This is a genomic window from Apibacter raozihei, assembly GCF_004014855.1.
GTDB classification, from domain to species: domain Bacteria; phylum Bacteroidota; class Bacteroidia; order Flavobacteriales; family Weeksellaceae; genus Apibacter; species Apibacter raozihei.
In genome coordinates, this window is record NZ_CP034930.1 from 1,451,135 (window position 1) to 1,473,622 (window position 22,488).

The following is a 22,488-nucleotide window of genomic DNA, read 5'->3' on the forward strand; positions in this document are numbered from 1 at the left end:
GTTTATAACTCTGTGAGTGTATAATCTTTGTAATTATTTTTATCAAAGGTAAGTAAAGATTTATTAACGATAAGGTTTTCTTTAAAATCTACCACAGTTAAGATCAGTGAACTTCCGTCATTATAATATTCGGAAACACGTACTATTTTATTATCGGATATAGCCAGCACAATAGATTTTGATTTTTTCTTGTCAGTAGGAATTAATCGTATTATACTGCATTTAACGTGATTGACCAGATTAGTTCCTTCATATGAAATGTCAAATCCTTTTTTATAAAGATTCAGAATGCTCGTAGGGGATAAACTTTCACCGTCTTCTTTTCCTGTTGAAGTAATTTCTTTATCCTCTTTCGAAATGGTGTAAATTTTATTTCCGTCGAATATCTGAGTGACATTTGGTAATATTAAATGGTATTTTTCACCAGCTGCATATATCTGACCTGTTTCTGCACTGCTTTTCTGGTTAGGAACGGTATATAGGAAATTGAATTTGAGATAGAAAGTTGTGCTTTTACTAAGCTTTTCACTTGCTGTATCAAGTAATTTTTTTGCTTCAGGATCAATTTTTTGAGCTCCGATAAAAATGGTAGAAATAAGAAATATAAGTGCAAATGTTTTTTTCATGATTTAAGATTTTAAAAATAGTTTTAGAGTTTTTCCAATAATTGTTCCAAAGTATTTAAGTCGGTTATTAAAACCTTACGGGCTTTACTTCCTTCAAAAGGACCAACAATTCCGGTAGCTTCCAGTTGATCCATAATCCTTCCTGCACGATTATAACCTAAGGATAATTTTCTTTGAATTAGTGAAGTTGATCCCTGCTGAGCGGTTACAATAACTCTGGCAGCATCATTAAATAATTCATCTTTTTTCGCTTCGCTGATATCACTATCTTGCGTGGAAGCTTTTTCTTCATAAAATTCAGGAAGTAAATAGGCATCCACATAGCCTTGTTGTGAACCTATATATTCAGTGATTTTATCAACTTCAGGAGTATCTACAAAGGCACATTGCATTCTTATCAGTTCATTTCCGGTTGTGAAAAGCATATCTCCTTTACCGATCAGCTGATCGGCACCGTTACCGTCAAGAATGGTACGTGAGTCAATTTTCGATGTTACCCGGAAAGCGACCCGGGCTGGAAAATTGGCTTTAATCATACCTGTAATTACATTAACAGAAGGGCGTTGGGTAGCTATAATTAAATGAATTCCAATAGCTCTAGATAGCTGAGCGAGACGTGCTATAGGTAATTCAACTTCTTTTCCCGCTGTCATTATTAAGTCTGCAAACTCGTCAATAACCAATACTATATAAGGTAAAAAACGATGTCCTTTTTCAGGATTCAGCTTTCTTTCTTTAAATTTTTCGTTGTATTCTTTAATAGTTCTTACATACGCTGCTTGTAAAAGCTTATACCTATTATCCATTTCAACACAAAGTGAATTAAGTGTGTTAATCACTTTGGTGGTATCAGTAATAATGGCTTCGTCGGAATCAGGAAGTTTAGCTAAAAAATGTCTCTCAATTTTGTTGTAAAGGGTTAATTCCACTTTTTTAGGATCAACAAATACAAATTTCAGTTCGCTCGGGTGCTTTTTATATAGCAGAGAAGCTACGATAGCATTCAAGCCGACAGATTTTCCTTGTCCTGTAGCCCCTGCCATAAGCAAGTGAGGCATTTTAGTTAAATCTGTAACAAATGTTTCGTTGGAGATGGTTTTTCCAAAGACAATGGGAAGCTCCATATCAATTTTCTGAAATTTTTGTGAAGCAATAACCGATCTCATCGATACCATGGTTGGGTTGCTGTTAGGAACTTCAATCCCTATAGTTCCTTTTCCAGGAATGGGAGCTATAATACGGATTCCTAAAGCAGCTAAACTCAGAGCAATATCATCTTCAAGATTTTTAATTTTAGAAATACGCACTCCGGCTTCCGGTATAATTTCATATAATGTTACAGTAGGACCTATAGTTGCTTTTATACTGGCAATAGCAATTCCATAATTAGCAAGAGTTGTAACAATTTTATTTTTGTTTTCTTCTAATTCTTCGTTATTTATGGTTATCGCCTCAGTCGTATTATAGGCTTTAAGTAATTCTAAAGGAGGATATTTATATTTAGGTAATTCTAGCTTAGGGTCATAAGGGCCAAATTCATTTACAATGTTTTGTCCTATTTCATCCTCTGATAAAATAGTTTCGGTTTCGGTTTCTTCTATAGTAAGATTAAGTTCTTCAATGGTTTCTTCCTCTTGCGGAATATCTATTTCAAAATCTGTGGATTGAGATATGTTTTCTGTGTGATTTTCTTTAGGTGATATAGGCTCTAATGTAGAAACTATAGGATTTTCAATATTAGTATTTTCAACTAAAGGTTGATCCACTGTCTGATTTGAGTTTTTTTCTAAAGATAAATCTTCTGATTGTACTTTTGTAACAATAGTTTCAGATATAATGGTTTTAGGGTCCTCGATTTTTTCATAAATAAGTTCTTCTTCAAAAGGTTCTTTTTCCTTTTCAGAACTTTTATTCTCAAACCTGCTTTTTTGAGTATTTATTTTAGATTTAATATTTTCAACACTCAGATTAAATTCAAGAACAAAATAAATAATGATGGCTGCAACTAATAGGATACCTGTTCCTACACTACCCATAAGAGATTTTAGATAATCGTAAACCTCATAACCGATTAATCCTGAAAGTAGCCATTTGGAACCAAAAATCATAGCCAGAAATACCGGCAGCCATATAATGAAAAATATACCGTGGGAGAGTAGTTTCCAAAGTTTAATAATTTCTTTACCGAAGAGAACTTTAAAAGATAAAATGAATAGATAAAAAGGTATAAAAAAGGCTACAATCCCAATACCGTTAAATATAAATACTTCTCCCAGATAAGCACCTATTTTGCCGATCATATTTTTGGTAGTGATACTTTTATTTAAAAAATCTGTCAGCTGACTTTGATCTTCTTTCCAGTAAAAGTAAAAAGAAACAAAGGATATAAACAAGACAATAGATAAAATAAATAAGAGCAATCCTAAGATTGTTTTCGACACCAGCTTTTTTTGTAATTGAGGGTTGTCTTTAGAGGTGTTCTCCATTCTAGTTATATACAAATATGTTGAAAACACAAAAATACGATTTCTGTTTTATATTTAACTTTAAAAAAGTGTTAATCCTTGAAGTGTTTGTTTAAACTTGTTGATATATAGGTAACTATAATAAATACTTTTATTTTGAAATATTTACAAAGTATATAATTAATTGTAAATGATTAATACTATATACATCTAAATGCTTCGGAATGAAGTATAAATTTTAGTTTAAGATGAATTTTAAAAATTATGACAAAAAAACTCGGTCACAGTAAATGTGACCGAGTTAAATATTATTTTATGTATGCAAAGCATTCTTATTTTCTTCCTCCGAAAAAACGAAGTAAAAATAAAAATAGATTGATAAAGTCTAAGTACAATGCTAAGGCTCCCATAATAGCTCCTTTCGTGTATTCTTCCTGTCCGGATTCTCCTATTTGAGAACCAATTTCTTTTACCTTTTGAGTGTCGTAAGCAATAAGACCTACAAAAACTAAAACACCTACTACAGATATGATTAAATCCAGCATAGAATTTTTAAGAAAAATATTTACGATTATTGCTAAAATAATACCTATTAAAGCCATGGATAAAATTCTTCCGAATTTTGTTAAATCTGTTTTTGTATAATATCCGTAAGCACTCATGATTGCAAAAGTACCTGCAGTGATAAAAAAAGTAGTAGCAATTGAGCCCATATTATAAACAAGAAAAATCATGGATAAGGTCATTCCGTTTATAAAAGAGTAAAAAAGAAACACAGCAGTTGCTAAGCCGGCAGTCATGCGATTAATTGCACCACTTAAACTGAATACAAGTGCTAATTCGCCTATAATTAAAGCATAGAATAAAAAGGTTGCTTTTCCTGTAACAGGATTAAACATCATACTTAACAGAGCGGGAGTATTGGCGCATAGGTAAGCAGTTAAACCTGTAATAGCAAGAGCAAGGCTCATCCACATATATACTTTTGAAATGAATGTAGCCTGCTGTTTAGCAATTGCTTCATTTTTTATAGATACATCCATTGTGTTTTGATATTCGTTATGTTCCATGAATTAAATTTTAATTGTTAAAAATACAAAATTATTTCTATAATAAGAAATATCAAAATTTGTTCCTTAGTTTAAATTCCGGAACTTTTGACATTTATTATTAAATCTGGTTTACCATTTGGAAATTTTGTCTACACGTGTCTGATGTCTTCCGCCTTCAAACTCAGTTTCAAGAAAGGTATCTATAATTTCCTGAGCAAGTTCTTTTGCTATAAATCGGGCAGGAATAGCAACAACGTTTGAGTTATTGTGTTGACGAGTAAGTCTTGCTATATCGGTTTGCCAGCAGAGTGCACAGCGAATACCTGCGTGTTTATTTGCTGTAATAGATACTCCTTCACCGCTTCCGCAAAAAAGTATTCCGTATTCGAATTCTTTGTTTTCCACGGCAATAGCTAATGGATGAACAAAATCAGGATAATCACAGCTGGCAGATGAATGTGTGCCAAAGTCATGAACCTGATATCCTTTGCTTTTTAGATAATCTATGATATAATTTTTGTATTCAAATCCTGCATGATCGGATGCTAGTGCTATTTTCATAAATGATTTTTTAAAGTTTAATTTCCGTTTCTAAATTTTTTATACGTTTCAGGCTTTCACTTTTACCCAAAATTTCCATAATTACAGGGATGTCAGGGCCTTTCAATTCTCCTACAAGTGATAATCGGAGTGGTTGCATAACTTTTCCAAATCCCAGTCCCGATTTTTCTACAAATTCATGAATGCAATTGTGAAGGTCTTTTTCATTAAAAGATATAGTTTCCAATTCTTCCCACAATTGTTTTAGAATTGATTGGGTATCTTCTTTAACTACTTTTTTAAAATTCTTTTCGTCGTATTTTTCAGGTCTAACCCAAAAAAAAGATCCGGCATCCCAAATTTCTTTTATAAAATTAACTCGTTCTTTAAGCAAAGAAACAATTTTTAAATCTTTTTCATGATTGATTTCAATTCCTTTTTCTTCTAAAACTTTTTGAAAATAGGGAAGTAAATTTTCTGATTTGTCATTAAGTATATACTCATGATTAAACCATTTGGCTTTATCATGGCTGAATCTTGCTCCTGACTTATGTACTTTATGTAAATCAAACTCCTGTATCATTTCTTCCATAGACAAAATTTCTTTGTTATCTGATGGAGACCAGCCTAAAAGAGCCAGCATGTTAACAAAAGCCTGCGGAAGATAGCCTTCTTCCCGATATCCCATTGAAGAAGTTTGTTCCTTTTCGTTTTCCCATGCAAGCGGGAATACAGGGAATCCGAATTTATCGCCGTCTCTTTTGCTTAGTTTGCCTTTACCCTCGGGTTTAAGTATCAGCGGAAGGTGAGCGAATTCTGGAGCTTTCCATTCAAAGGCTTCATACAGTAAAACATGAAGAGCCATGGAAGGAAGCCATTCTTCTCCTCGTATTACATGTGAAATTTTCATCAAGTGATCGTCTACTATGTTAGCAAAATGGTAGGTAGGCATTCCATCTGCTTTTACTAATACTTTATCATCTAAAGTGTTAGTGTCGATGGTGAATTGACCTCTTATGATATCGTTAAGTACAAGCGTACGGTTTACCGGAGTTTTAAAACGAATCACATAGGGCTCGTTATTCTTAATTTTTTCAGTAACAGTTTCTTTATCTAGGTTCAGACTGTTGTTTAATGAGTTCCTGATTTCATGATTGTAGGAAAATACACTGCCTTTAGCTTCATATTCGGAACGTAATTTTTCAAGCTCGTCAGGAGTATCAAAAGCTATATACGCATATTCCGTATTTAAAATTGCCGTAATATATTCTTTATAAATATCTTTTCGTTCCGACTGTCTGTAAGGTCCAAAGGGTCCACCTATTTGAGGACTTTCATCTATAGTGAGCCCACACCATTGTAATGATTCGTTGATGTATTGTTCTGCACCTTCTACAAAACGTGCCTGATCGGTATCTTCTATACGAAGTATAAATTTACCGTTGTTTTTTTTTGCAAATAAATAATTATATAAGGCAGTTCGTACTCCTCCTATATGTAAATATCCCGTAGGGCTGGGGGCAAATCTTACTCTAACTTCTGACATATGTTGTTGTTTTCTCTACAAAAATACTAAACATAATGAACTTTTATGATAATTATTTGTTAGTATTATCTGAAGTGTGAAAAAGAAGTAAGGTTTCGTGTAAATAGTTGTATAGGTTTTTTTTTAAAAATCTGATAAAAATGAAAAACCCTCAACATTTCGTTGAGGGTTTTTTTATAATATTAATTATTTTCTGGTCTAAGTTCTCTAACTACTGCACCGGTTCTCCACATTTCGCTTTCACGAAGAGCTTTTAATTCTTCTTCTAATTTTTCACGATAATCTGGTTTTGAGTTTGTATCTATAGAACGTTGAGCTTCATTTCCACAAGCTACTTCAGCGTATAGTTTTGCAAATACAGGTTTGGTAGCATCATGAAAAGGTCCCATCCAGTCTAATGCACCTCTTTGTGCTGTAGTAGAACAGTTTGCGTACATCCAATCCATACCCTTTTCTGCAAATAAAGGCATTAATGATTGGGTAAGTTCTTCCACAGTTTCATTGAAAGCTTCAGAAGGAGTATGTCCGTTTTCTCTAAGTACTTCGTATTGAGCTTGTAATATTCCCTGGATAGCTCCCATTAAAGTACCTCTTTCTCCCGTTAAATCTGAATAAACTTCTCTTTTAAAATCAGTTTCAAAAAGATATCCTGATCCAACACCAATACCTAAAGCAATAGTTCTTTCTTTAGCTCTTCCTGTAGCATCCTGGAATATAGCAAAACTTGAATTTAAACCTCTTCCTTCTAAAAACATACGTCTTAGACTGGTGCCTGATCCTTTCGGTGCTACTAATATAACATCAATATCAGCAGGAGGAACAATTCCAGTTCTGTCGTTAAATGTTATTCCAAAACCGTGAGAAAAGTATAATGCTTTACCAGCAGTTAAGTGTGGTTTTAATTTTGGCCATACTTCTATTTGTGCTGCATCGGATAATAAATACTGGATGATAGTTCCTTTAGCGGCTGCTTCTTCAATATCGAATAAAGTTTCTCCAGGTACCCAGCCGTCTGCAACTGCTTTTTCCCAGGTTTTACCACCTTTACGCTGACCGATGATTACATTGAAACCATTATCACGTAAATTTAATGCTTGTCCCGGACCTTGTACTCCGTATCCGATAACGGCTATTGTTTCACTTTTAAGTACTTCTCTTGCTTTTTCTAAAGGAAATTCTTCACGGGTAACTACGTTTTCAACTACCCCTCCAAAATTCATTTCTGCCATGTTATTATTTTTTTTAATTTATTTTTCTATTAATGATTCTTTTGTTTTTAATTCTGCAAGCATATCGCTTAACCTTTCTATTTTTGATGTATTTACAGCAATCCTTCCTGAACGTATAAATTGTAATACCTGTATAGTATCACTTAATTCGTTGAAAAGAGCTTGTGTATCGGAGTAATGTCCGGTTTTTTGTATTACTACACAAACTTCGTTTATTTCCAGTATTTGTGCATTGTATTTACGTATAAGATTTTCCACAGAGCCAATTTTTAAAAATTCGGGCGTGCATAATTTATATAATGCGATTTCCTGATGAATCAGCTCACTATCTGTGTTGAAGTAGGATTTTAGGACATCTACACTTTTATCAATTTGTTTAACTACCTTTTCAATAGTTACATTGTCGCACCATACGGTGACAGTAAATTTATGTATACCTTTGATTGCCGACGGAGAAACGGATAGAGTTTCAATATTAAGAAATCTTCTGGTAAAAACGCTGGTTACTTGTCCCAGTAATCCTACCGTATTTTCTGAAAAGATAGTAACAGTATATAAGGTTTTATTTTCCATGTTTTTTATTTTTTAGCATATATAACAGCAAAGTCATAATATTTATATAAACAATCAACTTCTTTAAATCCGGCATCACTTAGCCAGGTTAATTGTTGGAATAAGGGAGATCTTTTGTCTAATTTTATTCTTTCATAAGCAGTATTAATTTCTTCATCAGTTAAACCGCTGTTTTCAATTTTCTCTTTCCATCGTTCTTCATAAAGTTTGACAAAATATTCACTGGATCCCGAGATTTGCTCAGCATTAATAAATATTCCCCCTTGATTAAGATTAAAATATATAGAATTATAAAGTTCTATTTTATCTTGATCTACTAAGTGATGAATGGCTAACGAAGATATGACAACATCGTATGTGTCTGTGAAATGGTGCTTTGTAAAATCTTCACAAACAATCTTCACATTAGGTGAATCAGAAAATCTTTTTTCAGCAATTTCCAACATTTTTTCTGAAAGATCAACTAAAGTTATCCTGGCATCAGGATATTTTTTTAAGACAAAGTTTGAAAAGAGACCTGTACCAGCTCCTATGTCAAGTATCTTTGGAGAATTTCCAGAGTAATTTATATTTTCACAGGCAATTTGATAAAAGTCATCAAAGCAAGGTATCAAGCGACTTCTTTGTTGATCATATTTCTGGGCAACAGAATTAAAATTAGATCTTACAGATTCCATTACACTTTTTTAGAAGCTCCCAACATTATATTAGTGACACAGGTTCCGGCAGGAATCATTGGATATACCATTCCTTCCAGTTCAACTTGTACATCCAGTAAGTAGGGACCTTTATGATTAATCATTTCAGCTATTGCGCCATCTAAATCTTCTCGCTGACTAACTGAGCGTGATTCTATTCTATATGCTTTTGCGATAGCTACAAAATCAGGATTGTCCATTATAGTTTCTGAATATCTTTCATCAAAAAATAGTTCCTGCCATTGGCGAACCATTCCTAAGAAATGATTGTTTAAGATAATTATCTTAACATCGATATCGTACTGCATAATAAGTCCTAATTCCTGAATAGTCATCTGGAATCCGCCATCACCTACAAATAAACAAACGGTTCGGTTCGGTGTTCCAATTTTAGCTCCGATGGCTGCAGGTAATCCGAATCCCATAGTTCCCAATCCACCGGAAGTTACTACGCTTCGGGTCTGATTGTATTTAAAATATCGTACTCCCATCATTTGATGCTGCCCTACATCGGTAACAAGTATTCCATCGTTGTGAGTGGCTTCGGATACTTTGTTTACCACTTCACCCATTTTTAATCCGCCCGTATCTGGAAAAACTTCATTTTTAACGACAATGTTATATTCTTCCTCATCGTGTTCCTTAAAGCTATTTCTCCATTCCGTATGTTTATTCTCGCTAATTAATTTTGTAACTTCACTAATAGCTTTTTTAGCATCACCTAAAACTTTAGCTGTAGTTTTCACATTTTTATCAATTTCTGCCGGATCTATATCGAAATGAATAATCTTTGCCTGTTTAGCATAGGTTTTCAGATCTCCGGTCACCCGGTCATCAAATCTCATACCTATAGCAATAAGTACATCACATTCATTGGTTTTCATATTAGGAGCTACGTTTCCGTGCATTCCTAGCATTCCTACGTTTAAAGGATGTTCAGTAGGTAATGCTGAAAGACCTAAAATGGTTGACGCCCCAGGAATATCTGCTTTTTCAAGCATTGTTATTAATTCTTTTTCAGCACCGCTTAATATAACTCCCTGCCCTATAAGAGCCAGTGGTTTTTTAGCTTCATTAATAAGTTTTGCAGCTTCTTGAACCTCTTCAGCATTTATATCCGGATCCGGCTGATAACTTCTTATAAAGCTCATTTTTTCGTATGAGTATTCAAATAGGCCTTGTTGTGCATCTTTGGTAATATCAATAACAACCGGACCTTTCCTTCCGGTATTTGCTATATAAAATGCACGCGCAATAGCCTTGGGAATATCTTCTGCTCTCCTTACCTGGTAAGTCCATTTACTTATAGGTTTGGTTATTCCAACCACATCTGCTTCCTGAAAGGCATCACTTCCCAAGAGTCCGGAAAATACCTGTCCTGTGAGTACCACTAAAGGGGTACTATCAATCATAGCATCTGCAATACCAGTCACTGTATTGGTAGCTCCGGGACCAGAGGTGACCAGAACAATACCCGGTTTACCGGTAACCCGTGCATAGCCCTGAGCAGCATGAGCTGCAGCTTGTTCATGTCTGACCAGATAATGGTTTATTCTATCTTTATAGTCATATAAAGCATCAAATACAGGCATAATAGCACCTCCCGGATATCCAAAAATGGTATCCACCCCCTCGTTTATCAATGAACGTATAAGGGCCTCACTTCCAGAAATTTTGTTATTACTCATAGCTTTTTTATTCTTATTTGGTCTTTTTAATTGATGATTCTAACGGCGCCCAGGTCAGCAGAGCTAACCATGCTGGCATATGCTTTCAGAGCTTTAGATATTTCTCGTACTCTTTCAGGTTTAAATGCTTTATCTCCTTTGGCTAATTCCTGAGATCTTCTAAATTCCAATTCTTCGTCAGATAACTTTACCTGAATTATACGGTTGGGTATGTCAATTTCAATAATATCTCCATCTTCTACTAGTCCAATAGCTCCTCCGGCAGCAGCTTCTGGTGAAACATGTCCGATTGATAATCCGGAGGTTCCACCCGAAAATCTTCCGTCTGTAATAAGTGCACATTCTTTCCCTAAGTGTCGGGATTTAATATAGGAAGTAGGATATAGCATTTCCTGCATTCCAGGTCCGCCTTTAGGTCCTTCATACGTAATGATAACTACGTCGCCGGACTGTACTTTACCGCTTAGTATTCCTTCACAGGCATCATCCTGAGACTGGAAAACTTTAGCTGTTCCTGAAAATTTAAATATACTTTCATCTACTCCTGCAGTTTTTACTACACAGCCGTTTAAAGCTATGTTGCCTTTAAGTATAGCGAGACCTCCGTCTTTAGTATAAGCATGTTCCATATCTCTGATACAACCTTCTGAACGGTCATTGTCTAATTCTTTGTAAGTTGAATTCTGTGATCCCATGACAAGGTTGAATTTATTTCCAGGAGCGGATTTGTATAAATTCAAAGCTTCATCTGTAGGTGTGCTTTTGGTTATATCGTAATTATCTATCGCTTCTTTAAGGGTAAATCCATCAATACGTTTTGAAGAAGTATCAATTAAATTTCCTTTGGCAAGTTCTCCCATTATTCCTAAGATTCCACCGGCTCTGTTTACATCCTGAATGTGATACTTAACAGTATTAGGTGCAACTTTACACAGGCAAGGTGTTTTTCTTGATAAGAAGTCTATATCATCCATAGTAAAATCGACTCCGGCTTCATGAGCTATGGCTAACAAGTGTAAAATAGTATTGGTAGATCCTCCCATGGCTATATCTAATGTCATTGCGTTAAGAAAAGCCTGCTTATTAGCAATAGATCTTGGCAAAACAGAATCATCACCCTGATGATAATATTTATAGGAATTTTCTACAATCAGATTTGCGGCGTCTGTAAATAATTTTTTACGATTTGCATGCGTAGCAACAATAGTTCCATTACCCGGAAGTGCTAATCCGATTGCCTCGTTTAAACAATTCATAGAATTAGCAGTAAACATTCCTGAGCAGGATCCGCAGGTAGGACAGGCTAAACGTTCTATGGCATTAACCTCTTTATCAGAAACGCTGGAATCAGCTGATTTTATCATAGCATCAATCAAATCAAGATGCTGATTATTATATTCTCCGGCTTCCATAGGACCTCCGGATACAAATATGGTGGGTATATTTAACCGCATGGATGCGATAAGCATTCCGGGAGTGATTTTATCACAGTTGCTAATGCAAATCATCGCATCGGCTTTGTGCGCATTTACCATATATTCCACACTATCAGCAATCAGATCTCTGGATGGTAAAGAGTAAAGCATTCCATCATGCCCCATTGCAATTCCATCATCTATTGCTATAGTATTAAATTCAGCCGCAAAGCAACCTTGTTTTTCAATTTCTGATTTTACATATTGGCCTATGTCATGTAAGTGTACATGTCCTGGTACAAATTGAGTGAATGAGTTTACAATTGCAATTAGGGGTTTCCCCATTTGTTCTTCTTTCATTCCATTAGCCCTCCAGAGAGCTCTGGCGCCGGCCATTCTTCGGCCTTGAGTGCTGGTATGGCTTCGTAACTGATTTTTCATCTTTTTCACATACTGTTTTTAAACAAAAGACCCTTTCTCATGGGTAGAGAAAGGGCTTAAGATATTTTATTAACTACACAATAATATTAAAAACCTTTCTCTTCTATAAGGAAATGACCAGAAGAATGAGGCTGATTAATGTATTGTAGTTATTAATAGACATTGGTTATATTTTATTTTTTATTTAAATAAATACAGTTCAAAATTAAAATAGTTTTTTATTATATCCAAATATTTTAACAACAAATATTTTAAAATTATTAGTTAAAAAATATTATTTGGTAGTAAAAGTTTAATAAAATATTGAATTATTTACCTTTTAATGTTTTTATAATTTAAGTATTTTCAATTAAAATGTTAAAACAATCGGATAATCCTAAAAATAGATCTTTATTTTTTTTATTTATTATTGATTTGATAAATAATTATTTCTCATTTAATCTTAAACCTGTTTCATTTTTTATTTTAAGCTTTCTTAATATAATCGATTATCCAACTTCCGACTTCGGAGGTCGAATAGGATTTTTCACCGGAAGCAATATCTTCTGTAACTATTTTTTGTTCCATAGAAGCATCCACAGCTTTTCTTATTAATGCTCCTTCTTCTTTTAAATTAAAAGCATATTCGAACATTAAAGCTGATGAAAGTATTGTGGCTAAAGGGTTAGCTATATTCTTACCGGCAGCCTGAGGGTAGGAGCCGTGAATAGGTTCGAAAACAGAAGTGTGAATTCCTATAGATGCGGAAGGAAGCATACCTAAAGATCCTGTGATTACAGAAGCTTCATCTGTCAATATATCTCCAAAAAGATTTTCTGTTACTAATACGTCAAATCTTTTCGGCCATTGAATCATTTGCATTGCTGCATTATCAACAAACATATATTCTGTTTCAATATGTGGAAATTCTTTTTCAATTTCCTGAGCTACCTGTCTCCATAATCTTGATGTACAAAGTACATTAGCTTTATCGACTACTGTTAGTTTTTTGTTTCTCTGTTCAGCAAGTTTATAAGATAACCGCACAATTCTTTCGATCTCTTCACGTGTATATACACAGGTATCATAGGCTGTATTACCGTCTTCACTTCTTCCTTGTGGTCTTCCGAAATAGAGTCCACCAGTAAGTTCTCTGACACACATAAAGTCTGCACCTTCCACTAAATCTGCCCGCAAAGGAGACTTGTGAATTAAAGATGGGAAAGTGTTGATTGGTCTAAGATTAGCATATAAGCCCAAATCTTTTCGCATTTTCAGTAGGCCTTGCTCAGGTCTTATTTTTGCTGAAGGATCATTATCATATTTAGGATCTCCGATAGCTCCGAATAAAACGGCATCAGAATCCATACATAAGTCATGGGTTTCCTGCGGATACGGATTTCCTGTTTTATCAATAGCAATTGCTCCTACTAAAGCTTCTTTATAAGTAAGTTCGTGATTAAATTTGGTACATATGGTTTTAGTAACTTCGAGTGCCTGATTAACAATTTCTGGCCCGATGCCATCTCCGGGAAGTACAGCTATATTTAATTTCATCGTATAATTTATTTAATGTTTTTTCTAATCATGAGATATTTTACAATAGATATTTACATATTTTCAATAATGTTAAGCATTTTTTCAGTTGCTTTAATAGCAGCCTCCGTCTGATCTGCATCTAATCCTCGGGTTTTAAATTCATTTCCTTTAAAATTCCAGGATATAACGGTTTGTACAAGAGCATCTGTTTTTCCTCCGGGAGGAATAATTACTTTGTAGTTAGATAATACGGGTTTAGTTTTGTTCAGCTTATCGTAAATTAAACTTATAGCCTGAGAAAATGCATCATACTGTCCATCGCCCGAAGCGGTTTGTTCGTAGGTTTTGCCTTCAATTTCCATCTGAATGGAAGCTGTTGGGTGTAAGCCCTTACTTAGAACCATTGCATAAGATTTTATTTTAACCTTCTTTTCATTTTCATTGAAATTAAGTACATCTGATATAATAAACGGTAAATCTTCCTGTGTTATAATTTCTTTTCGATCTCCAAGTTCAATAACGCGATTGGTCACTTTTATCATATCTTTTTCATCCAGTTCTATTCCTAAAGCTTCTATATTTTTTTTAATATTGGCTTTACCGGATAGTTTTCCTAAAGCGTATTCACGTACCCTTCCAAATCTATCGGGATGTAAATCGTTATAATACAGGTTGTTTTTGTTGTCACCATCTGCGTGAATGCCGGCAGTTTGAGTGAATACATTTTCACCGATAATAGGCTGATTTGATGATATATTTTGACCTGAATAAGTTTCTACCACCCTGCTTACTTTATTTAGCATGTCTTCTCTTATTGAGGTTTTTTGATTCATTTGATCGTGGAGGACAGCTATTACACTTGGAAGTGGAGCATTTCCAGCGCGTTCGCCTAATCCGTTCATGGTTACATGAATTCCCTGAATACCTGCATCTACGGCAGCCATTACATTTGCTACTGCTAAATCGTAATCGTTATGTGCGTGAAAATCAAAATGGTAATCAGGATATCTTGTGATCATTTGCTTGCAGTATTTTTCCGTATTTATCGGATTTAAAATACCTAATGTATCTGGTAACATAAACCTTTTAACAGGCATCTCTTTAAGTCCGTCGAGTAAAAAATAAACATATTCCAGGGAATTGATCATTCCATTGGACCAGTCTTCCAGATACAGATTTACATTAATTCCCAGAGAATGGGCTCTCTTGATTTCTTCTTTTATTTCTTGAAGATGCTGTTCCGGAGTTTTTCGAAGTTGCTCGGTTACATGCTTAAGAGAACCTTTAGTCAATAGGTTAATGTTTTTACATCCTGAGTCTGAAATCCATTGCAGAGAAATGCCTTTATCGACAAAACCAAGTATTTCCAATTTATCAAGATGTCCGGCATTTAAAGCCCATGAAGCAATTTTTTGCACGGTATGAAATTCACCTTCAGATACTTTGGCGGAGGCAATTTCCAAACGATTTATGCCCATGTCTATCAGAAGGCGAGTTATGCTCAGTTTTTCCTGCATTGAGAAAGAAACCCCAGAGGTCTGCTCTCCGTCGCGGAGAGTGGTATCCATAATCTCTATCATTTTTTGCAGCTTTTTTGGCTATAAACCAAAGTACATTCTTGTTTTTTCGTACTCTTCTATCTTGTCTTTTTTGGATAATAGGTAATCTATATCATCCAATCCTTTTTGAAGACATTCTTTTTTATAAGTGTTTATTTCGAATGCTTCAGATCTACCGGTCTTATTATTTGTAATAGTCTGTTGATTCAAATCAATAGTAAGTGTATTTTGAGGGTTATCATGAACACATTCAAGTATTTCTGATAAAAAATCTGGACTTACAACAACCGGAAGAAGTCCGTTATTAAGTGAATTGTTTTTAAAAATATCTGCAAAGTAGCTGGATACTACGGCTCTAAATCCATATCCTGAAACCGCCCATGCTGCATGCTCTCTACTGGAACCACTTCCAAAATTTTTGCCTGCTACTAAAATTGTTCCGCTATAGGTAGGGTTATTTAAAACAAAGTCCGGTTTAGGATTTCCATCTTTATCATATCTCCAGTCAGCAAAAAGATTATCTCCAAATCCTTCTTTATCTGTTGCTTTAAGAAATCTTGCTGGTATTATTTGGTCAGTATCTACATTTTCTATGGGAAGAGGTACATAAGTAGAAGTTACAGTTTGAAATTTTTCCATTTTAATTTTTGATTTTTAGGTTAGGCAATTTTTCTAGGGTCAGTAATTTTTCCTGTTACAGCAGCAGCAGCAGCTACTAACGGGCTAGCTAAAATAGTTCTGGCGCCAGGTCCTTGTCTGCCTTCAAAATTACGGTTGGTTGTAGAAATAGCATATTTTCCGGCAGGTACTTTATCATCATTCATTGCCAGGCAAGCGGAGCAACCAGGCTGACGCACTTCAAATCCTGCTTCAACTAATATTTGGTATAAACCTTCGTCTCTTAGCTGTTTTTCAACTCTATGGCTGCCTGGAACTAACCATGCAACTACATTGTCAGACTTTTTCTTTCCTTTTACAAAATTGGCAAATGTTCTAAAGTCTTCAATTCTACCATTGGTACAACTTCCTAAAAATACATAATCAATAGGTTTACCCTCCATTTTTTCTCCGGGTTGGAATCCCATATAATTTAAAGATTTTTTAAATGTAATTTGTCCGGTTTCGTCTAATCCTTCAAGAGTAGGAATAGAACCACTTATAAAGACACCCATTCCCGGATTTGTTCCGTAAGTTACCATTGGTTCAATTTTGCTGGCATCAAATACATATTCTTTATCAAATTCAGCACCTTCGTCTGTTTTCAATGTTCTCCAGTATTCAACAGCCTGTTCCCAGTTTTCTTCTTGTGGAGCAAAATCTTTTCCTTTTATATATTCGAAAGTAGTTTCATCTGGAGCAATAAGGCCGCCTCTTGCACCCATCTCAATACTAAGGTTGCATAAGGTCATTCTCTCTTCCATGGTTAAATTTCGGATAGCTTCTCCTGCATATTCTACGAAATAACCAGTGGCGCCTCCTGTGGTAAGCTGAGCTATCATATATAAAGCCAGGTCTTTGGCAGTAACACCTTGTTCTAATTTACCGTTAAATGTTATTCTCATTGTTTTAGGCCTTGACTGTAATATGCACTGAGTGGCAAGAACCATTTCCACTTCACTGGTACCTATACCGAAAGCTATAGCTCCAAAGGCACCATGAGTTGAAGTGTGGCTGTCTCCACATACAATGGTCATACCTGGCTGAGTGTATCCGTTTTCCGGACCGATTATATGCACCACACCATTTCTTTCATTTCCCAAAGCGTAAAGAGTTAATCCAAATTCTTCAGCATTTTTAGATAATGTATCTAGTTGCTTTCTGGAAACCGGATCTTTAACCGGCTGATCCTGGTTACAGGTAGGGGTGTTGTGATCTGCTGTTAATGTTGTCTGATTAGGTCTGAAAACTTTAAGGCCTCTTTCTCTTAATCCATTGAAGGCTTGCGGGCTAGTAACTTCATGACAAAAATGACGATCTATATACAATTGGGTAGGACCGTCTTTTATTGCGGTTACAGTGTGTGCATCCCAAATTTTATCAAATAACGTTTTCATGTTTTGTTTTTTTATCTGAAAATTTTTATTAGTTTGTTGTAATTATAAGTTGGTTTTACGTTTAAACAGGAATTTTATTAATTGCATCAATAAAGGCTTCAACTGAAGCTGCTATAATGTCTGTATTGGCAGAAAATCCGTAATAGTTGGTTTCATTGTATTCAACCTGCATATGTACTTTTCCTAGATCATCGCTTCCTTTGTTAATTGCCTGAATCAGGAATTCATGAATAGTTACTTGTCTTTTAAGAATATCTCTAACGGCATTAATTGCGGCATCTACCGGTCCGTTTCCAAAGGATGTGGATGTAAACTTTTCACCGGATATATTTAAGGCTACTACGGCAACCGGCTGAACTCCTTTACCGGAAGTCACTTGTAAATATTCTAATTTTAAACGATTGGTTTTATTTACTTCTTTCCCGGCAAGGATTAATAAATCTTCATCATTAATATCTTTTTTTCTATCTGCAAGCTCTAGGAATTTTTCGTATAAATCGGTAAGTTCATCAGCATCAACTTTTATATTAAGCAAGTTTAAACGGCTTTTTAGGGCATGTCTTCCACTTCTTGCTGTAAGTACTATTGAATTATCATTGATACCTACTTCTTTAGGATCTATGATTTCGTAAGTAGATAAGTTTTTTAAAACTCCATCTTGATGTATTCCTGAGGAATGAGCAAATGCATTTCGTCCAACAATAGCTTTATTAGGTTGTACCGGCATGTTCATAAGACTGGAAACCATTTTACTTAACGGATAAATTTTCTGCGTGTTAATATTGGTTTCAATGTTTAGTTCTTTGTGGCTTTTAATTGCCATAACTACTTCTTCAAGTGATGTATTTCCAGCTCTTTCTCCAATACCATTAACTGTAACTTCTACTTGTCTGGCTCCATTCATAACTCCCATAATTGAGTTAGCTGTGGCCATACCTAAATCCTGATGGCAATGGGTAGATAAAATAGCATTTTTCATATCTACGTGCTCTATCAGATATTTTATTTTTTCACCGTATTCTGTAGGTAAGCAATATCCGGTTGTATCTGGTATATTAATGACAGTAGCTCCCGCATTTACCACAGCCTGAACTACTTTTGCCAAGTAAGCATTGTCCGTTCTTCCGGCATCTTCAGCATAAAATTCAACATCTTCAACAAATTTTTTAGCGTAAGCAGTAGCAGCAGCAGCTCTTTTTATAATTTCTTCCTGAGTGGAATTAAATTTATATTTAATATGGAAATCTGAGGTTCCAATTCCGGTATGAATTCTTTTTTTCTTAGCATATTTTAAGGCTTCGGCTGCTGTTTCAATATCTTTTTCAACAGCTCTTGTGAGGGCACAGATGGTTGGCCAGGTTACGGCTTTAGATATTTCAACTACTGAGTTGAAATCTCCGGGGCTGGAAACAGGAAATCCTGCTTCAATAACGTCTACACCCAACTCTTCTAAAGCTTTTGCTATTTCTATTTTCTCAATTGTATTTAATTGACATCCGGGGACTTGTTCACCATCCCTTAATGTTGTGTCGAAAATAAATAATTTCTCCATCTTATGTATTACTTTATTATTTTTTTAGTATAAAAATAAAACCTTTCTCAATTAGGTGAGAAAGGCTTTATCGATATTTTGTATTTACAACATAAAAGCACTACTCACCCTGAGTTCGCCCCAGAATCAGAATAATACTAAGTATGCTAGTAATTGTTGACATTTTTTACTGTTGTAATGATTTTTCCAGTGGCTAAATTATAATATTTTTTTTATATGACCAATTTAAATGAGCTATAATATTATACATAATGACTTTAGGAATTAAAATTAAGTTTAAAATATTATCAAAAAAAGATATAAATGATGGTTTTGTTTATTTGTGATTGATTTGTTTAAAATTTATTGATGTATTTTTATCAATTTGATATATCATAAATTTATGTTAAATATGTTTTATCGTTAAGATCTATACTTATCATTTAATTGAAGTGTATTTCAATCAATGTCTTTTTTCTATGTTAAAAAGTAGTTATCAGTTATTTGTGAAAGCATAAATATATTATTTTAAAATATTTGTTAGTAAATGAATAATTATTAAATTTATCGTATATTTGACGTTTTTAATAAAAAACTGTAAAATTATATGCCTAATTCATTGTTCTTAAATAAAAGTTGTTTATTTGTTTATTTTATAATTTTAATTGAAGTTATATGTAAATTCTTAAATTATTTTACCATAAAAAATTTAGTTATCCATACTTTTTATGTAAATTATGAATGTGGTATAATAAGAAGAGGTTTGTTTGGAAGTGTGCTATATTTTTTTGCTAAGCATGATTTTATTAATCCGTTTAAGTTTCAAATAGGTTTTATTTTAATATTAATTGTTCTTTTATTTTTTGTATTGCTAAGAAGTTTTTATAAATCTAAGATAGAATATTATATATTGTTTGCTAGTTTTTTGATTTTGAATGAAGTAGCTTATGATATGTTTTTTTTTATTGACATATTTTTAATTGTATTTTACATATTTCAAGTTTTTTTAATAAATAAAATAAATAATTTTAAGATAAAAATTATTATTGTTAATATAACAAGCATTTTAATGATCCTTTGTCATGAAGCTTATTTTATTTTTACATTTTTTCCTATTCTCTATTTGCTTAACATAAGTAGTTTTAGTAAAGAAAATATAAAAAAAATGCTTTTATTATCGCCTTCACTGGTGGTATTTTTATTAATGGGGACTTATTTTAATGGACATAACTTAGATATTAATAATATTGTAGATAGTTGGAAAGTATTCGGAGGTGAATATTTAGATAAAATCAGTAATTTATACTGGACATTTAAGACTACAGATGAAGTAATAATATGGAAAATTCCTTTTTTTAGGGACAATCCAGTATATTTAATGCTATTTTTTGTGAACTTAATAATAATATTTTTATCAATGCTTGTTTATCTTAATAAGAATTTTCAAACAAAGTCAAAGTTTTTGTTTACATTTTTATTATTTCAATATCTAGCCATAGCTTTTACGTCTTTAATAGCTATTGATTATGTAAGATGGTTTTGTATGGCTAACTTAATAACAATTTTCACATTAATTTATGTAGACCCTGGAAAATCTTTTTTCAATATTATAAGTTTTAAAATCCCAACGAAAATTAATAACTATAATAAATTTATATTGTTATTTATTGGATTACCCTTAGGTGGACAATGGTCTCCTACACAATATATATATTCGATGCCAATTAAACATTTTTTTGATTTTGGTTACAGATTAATTACAATATTTAATTAGCCTAGCTCTAATTTATTGTTAACGACATTTGGAAGTTCATATTTATAATGAGTAACGTATATTAGTGCTTTATTTTTATCACAATATGCTTCAATAAGTTTTTTTATTTGTTTTTTATTCTCCATGTCCAAGCCATGTAAAGGCTCATCTAAAATAATTAATGACGGGTTTTTTATGAATACTCTGGCTAGAAGTATCAATCGTTGCTCTCCGGTTGAGACATTTAAGAATGATATATTTTTTAAATGTGAAATTCCAAATATTTTCATCCATTCCAGAATACTTTCGTTTTGTTTTTCATTACATTTTTTATAAAGACCTATAGTATCAAAAAAACCTGAACCTATAATTTCTTTGCAACTTACATTTTTTTGATAATATAAGTGCATTTCCGGCGATACATAGCCTATATGCTTTTTTATATCCCAAATACTTTCTCCTGTTCCCCTTTTTTTATCAAATAAGGTTATATCATTGGCATAAGCTTGAGGGTTATCTCCAGCTACAAGGCTAAGTAATGTTGATTTTCCCGAACCGTTTGGACCTAAAAGTGCCCACTTTTCTCCCTTTTTTACTATCCAATTTAAATTTTTTAAAATAGTACGTGAGCCATATTTAACGGTAACATTTTTAAAAATAATAGCATTAGTATATTCGTCGTTTTTGTTATTGTTTATTGTTATTTGTTCTTTATTTTGAAAAATATTAGATTTAAATAAATTCATCTGAAAAGATTGATCATTGGTAAATTCAGAATAGCTCATTTCAGGTAATATAGTTTTATTTTTTACGGGCAGAATATGAGTAATTACTTCAGGTATGTCATTTATGTCAGAAACTAAGAGAATAATTTGTAAATTTCCTATCGTTGTTAAATTCTCCAACACATTTCTCAGAACTTTTCTGGAATAGCTATCCAACCCTATAAATGGATTATCCATGATAAGGAATTTTGGCTTTGAAGATAGTGATTTGACAATTAAAAATTTACGCAATTCGCCGCTGGAAAGTAAGTTGATCTTTTTCACATTTAAGTCTTCAATTTTAAAAGCAGTTACAAGATGTTGTATCCAACTTTGATCTGGTTCTTTACTTAAAATATTCTTAACTGTGGGGATATCTTCTTCTAAACCAGTATTCCATCTTTGCTGATAGTAGCTATTTTTTAAATCAGCAAGGCTATAAATATCGTGAAATGCTACAAATTTTATACATTTTCTAATATGGATGTTGTTACCGTATTCATCTTTACAATAAATTTCTCCTGTTTTCAACCCATATTTACTTAAAAGAATGTCAATAAGAAGGTTTTTGCCACTTCCGTTGGAACCGATGATCGCCCAATGTTCATTTGGTTTTATTTTCCAGTTAATCGGATTTGAAAAAATTGCAAATTTTTGAAGTGGAACAATATTTTTTAATTCTAATACAGGATTCATAACATCTAATTATTAAAAATTTAATTTTTATTATTGTGTTGTCAAAACATACAAAAGAACTAACTATATTATAATAAATTTTATGTTTTTAGCAATAATAGATAAACTTTATATATTCAGTTCATGTTCATTTTTAATTTGAATATTAATTCATAATCTAAATTATGAATTAAATTTAATATTAGAAATGATAGACCCCTGAATTTATGATAAATAGTATCGTATTGTCAATAACTTTGCTTTTATCTAAAAAAATGTAACCTGCAATATAGTGTTTAGTTTAATTTAGAAAACCCGAAATCTATTTTGCATTTGCAGCTTAAGTTTATACGATGGACTT

The 22,488-nt window shown here is 33.2% G+C and carries 17 protein-coding genes; 1 reads left to right on the forward strand and 16 read right to left on the reverse strand.

Annotated features, from left to right (window positions below):
• Positions 1 to 2 precede the first annotated feature (2 nt).
• The 15 genes from EOV51_RS06560 to EOV51_RS06630 form a co-directional block, all read right to left on the reverse strand.
• Positions 3 to 626: a LolA family protein gene (locus EOV51_RS06560; RefSeq protein ID WP_128151098.1), complete on the reverse strand. Its 624-nt coding sequence runs from the start codon at positions 624 to 626 to the stop codon at positions 3 to 5.
• Between the two features lie 23 nt (positions 627 to 649).
• Positions 650 to 3,112, reverse strand: coding sequence for a DNA translocase FtsK (locus EOV51_RS06565; RefSeq protein ID WP_128151100.1), 2,463 nt, complete (start codon positions 3,110 to 3,112; stop codon positions 650 to 652).
• A gap of 311 nt (positions 3,113 to 3,423) precedes the next feature.
• Complete coding sequence (locus EOV51_RS06570; RefSeq protein WP_228427749.1) at positions 3,424 to 4,161, reverse strand: Bax inhibitor-1/YccA family protein; 738 nt, start codon at positions 4,159 to 4,161, stop codon at positions 3,424 to 3,426.
• 111 nt (positions 4,162 to 4,272) lie between these two features.
• Positions 4,273 to 4,704 (reverse strand): ribose 5-phosphate isomerase B, encoded by a 432-nt coding sequence (gene rpiB / locus EOV51_RS06575; protein ID WP_128151102.1) that lies wholly within the window; start codon positions 4,702 to 4,704, stop codon positions 4,273 to 4,275.
• A 10-nt stretch (positions 4,705 to 4,714) separates the two neighbouring features.
• The gene (gene gltX / locus EOV51_RS06580) at positions 4,715 to 6,229 is read right to left on the reverse strand and encodes a glutamate--tRNA ligase (protein ID WP_128151104.1); all 1,515 of its coding nucleotides are present in this window, start codon (positions 6,227 to 6,229) and stop codon (positions 4,715 to 4,717) included.
• A 182-nt stretch (positions 6,230 to 6,411) separates the two neighbouring features.
• Entirely contained in the window at positions 6,412 to 7,458 is a 1,047-nt protein-coding gene (ilvC, locus tag EOV51_RS06585; RefSeq protein ID WP_128151106.1) for a ketol-acid reductoisomerase, read from the reverse strand.
• Between the two features lie 18 nt (positions 7,459 to 7,476).
• Positions 7,477 to 8,031 carry an acetolactate synthase small subunit gene (gene ilvN, locus EOV51_RS06590; RefSeq protein ID WP_128151108.1) on the reverse strand — a complete coding sequence of 185 codons (555 nt, stop codon included), beginning with the start codon at positions 8,029 to 8,031 and terminating at the stop codon, positions 7,477 to 7,479.
• 5 nt (positions 8,032 to 8,036) lie between these two features.
• Positions 8,037 to 8,708, reverse strand: a complete 672-nt coding sequence (locus EOV51_RS06595; RefSeq protein ID WP_128151110.1) for a class I SAM-dependent methyltransferase — start codon at positions 8,706 to 8,708, stop codon at positions 8,037 to 8,039.
• The gene (ilvB, locus tag EOV51_RS06600) at positions 8,708 to 10,417 is read right to left on the reverse strand and encodes a biosynthetic-type acetolactate synthase large subunit (protein ID WP_128151112.1); all 1,710 of its coding nucleotides are present in this window, start codon (positions 10,415 to 10,417) and stop codon (positions 8,708 to 8,710) included. Before ilvB ends, EOV51_RS06595 begins: the two co-directional genes overlap by 1 nt.
• A 26-nt stretch (positions 10,418 to 10,443) precedes the next feature.
• On the reverse strand, positions 10,444 to 12,273 hold the full coding sequence (gene ilvD / locus EOV51_RS06605; RefSeq protein ID WP_128151114.1) for a dihydroxy-acid dehydratase: 1,830 nt from the start codon (positions 12,271 to 12,273) through the stop codon (positions 10,444 to 10,446).
• A 465-nt stretch (positions 12,274 to 12,738) separates the two neighbouring features.
• Positions 12,739 to 13,809 carry a 3-isopropylmalate dehydrogenase gene (gene leuB / locus EOV51_RS06610; RefSeq protein WP_128151116.1) on the reverse strand — a complete coding sequence of 357 codons (1,071 nt, stop codon included), beginning with the start codon at positions 13,807 to 13,809 and terminating at the stop codon, positions 12,739 to 12,741.
• A 53-nt stretch (positions 13,810 to 13,862) separates the two neighbouring features.
• On the reverse strand, positions 13,863 to 15,371 hold the full coding sequence (locus EOV51_RS06615; RefSeq protein ID WP_128151118.1) for an alpha-isopropylmalate synthase regulatory domain-containing protein: 1,509 nt from the start codon (positions 15,369 to 15,371) through the stop codon (positions 13,863 to 13,865).
• A gap of 18 nt (positions 15,372 to 15,389) precedes the next feature.
• Positions 15,390 to 15,989, reverse strand: coding sequence for a 3-isopropylmalate dehydratase small subunit (leuD, locus tag EOV51_RS06620; protein WP_128151121.1), 600 nt, complete (start codon positions 15,987 to 15,989; stop codon positions 15,390 to 15,392).
• 20 nt (positions 15,990 to 16,009) lie between these two features.
• Positions 16,010 to 17,404 (reverse strand): 3-isopropylmalate dehydratase large subunit, encoded by a 1,395-nt coding sequence (gene leuC, locus EOV51_RS06625; protein WP_128151123.1) that lies wholly within the window; start codon positions 17,402 to 17,404, stop codon positions 16,010 to 16,012.
• A 61-nt stretch (positions 17,405 to 17,465) separates the two neighbouring features.
• On the reverse strand, positions 17,466 to 18,956 hold the full coding sequence (locus EOV51_RS06630; RefSeq protein ID WP_128151125.1) for a 2-isopropylmalate synthase: 1,491 nt from the start codon (positions 18,954 to 18,956) through the stop codon (positions 17,466 to 17,468).
• A 1,144-nt stretch (positions 18,957 to 20,100) separates the two neighbouring features.
• Here EOV51_RS06630 and EOV51_RS06635 point away from each other — a divergent pair.
• Positions 20,101 to 20,709, forward strand: a complete 609-nt coding sequence (locus EOV51_RS06635; protein WP_128151127.1) for a hypothetical protein — start codon at positions 20,101 to 20,103, stop codon at positions 20,707 to 20,709.
• On the opposite strand, the gene EOV51_RS06640 is transcribed toward EOV51_RS06635, so the two are convergent.
• Positions 20,706 to 22,148: an ATP-binding cassette domain-containing protein gene (locus EOV51_RS06640; protein ID WP_128151129.1), complete on the reverse strand. Its 1,443-nt coding sequence runs from the start codon at positions 22,146 to 22,148 to the stop codon at positions 20,706 to 20,708. The two genes, EOV51_RS06635 and EOV51_RS06640, sit on opposite strands and share 4 nt — an antisense overlap.
• Positions 22,149 to 22,488 lie beyond the last annotated feature (340 nt).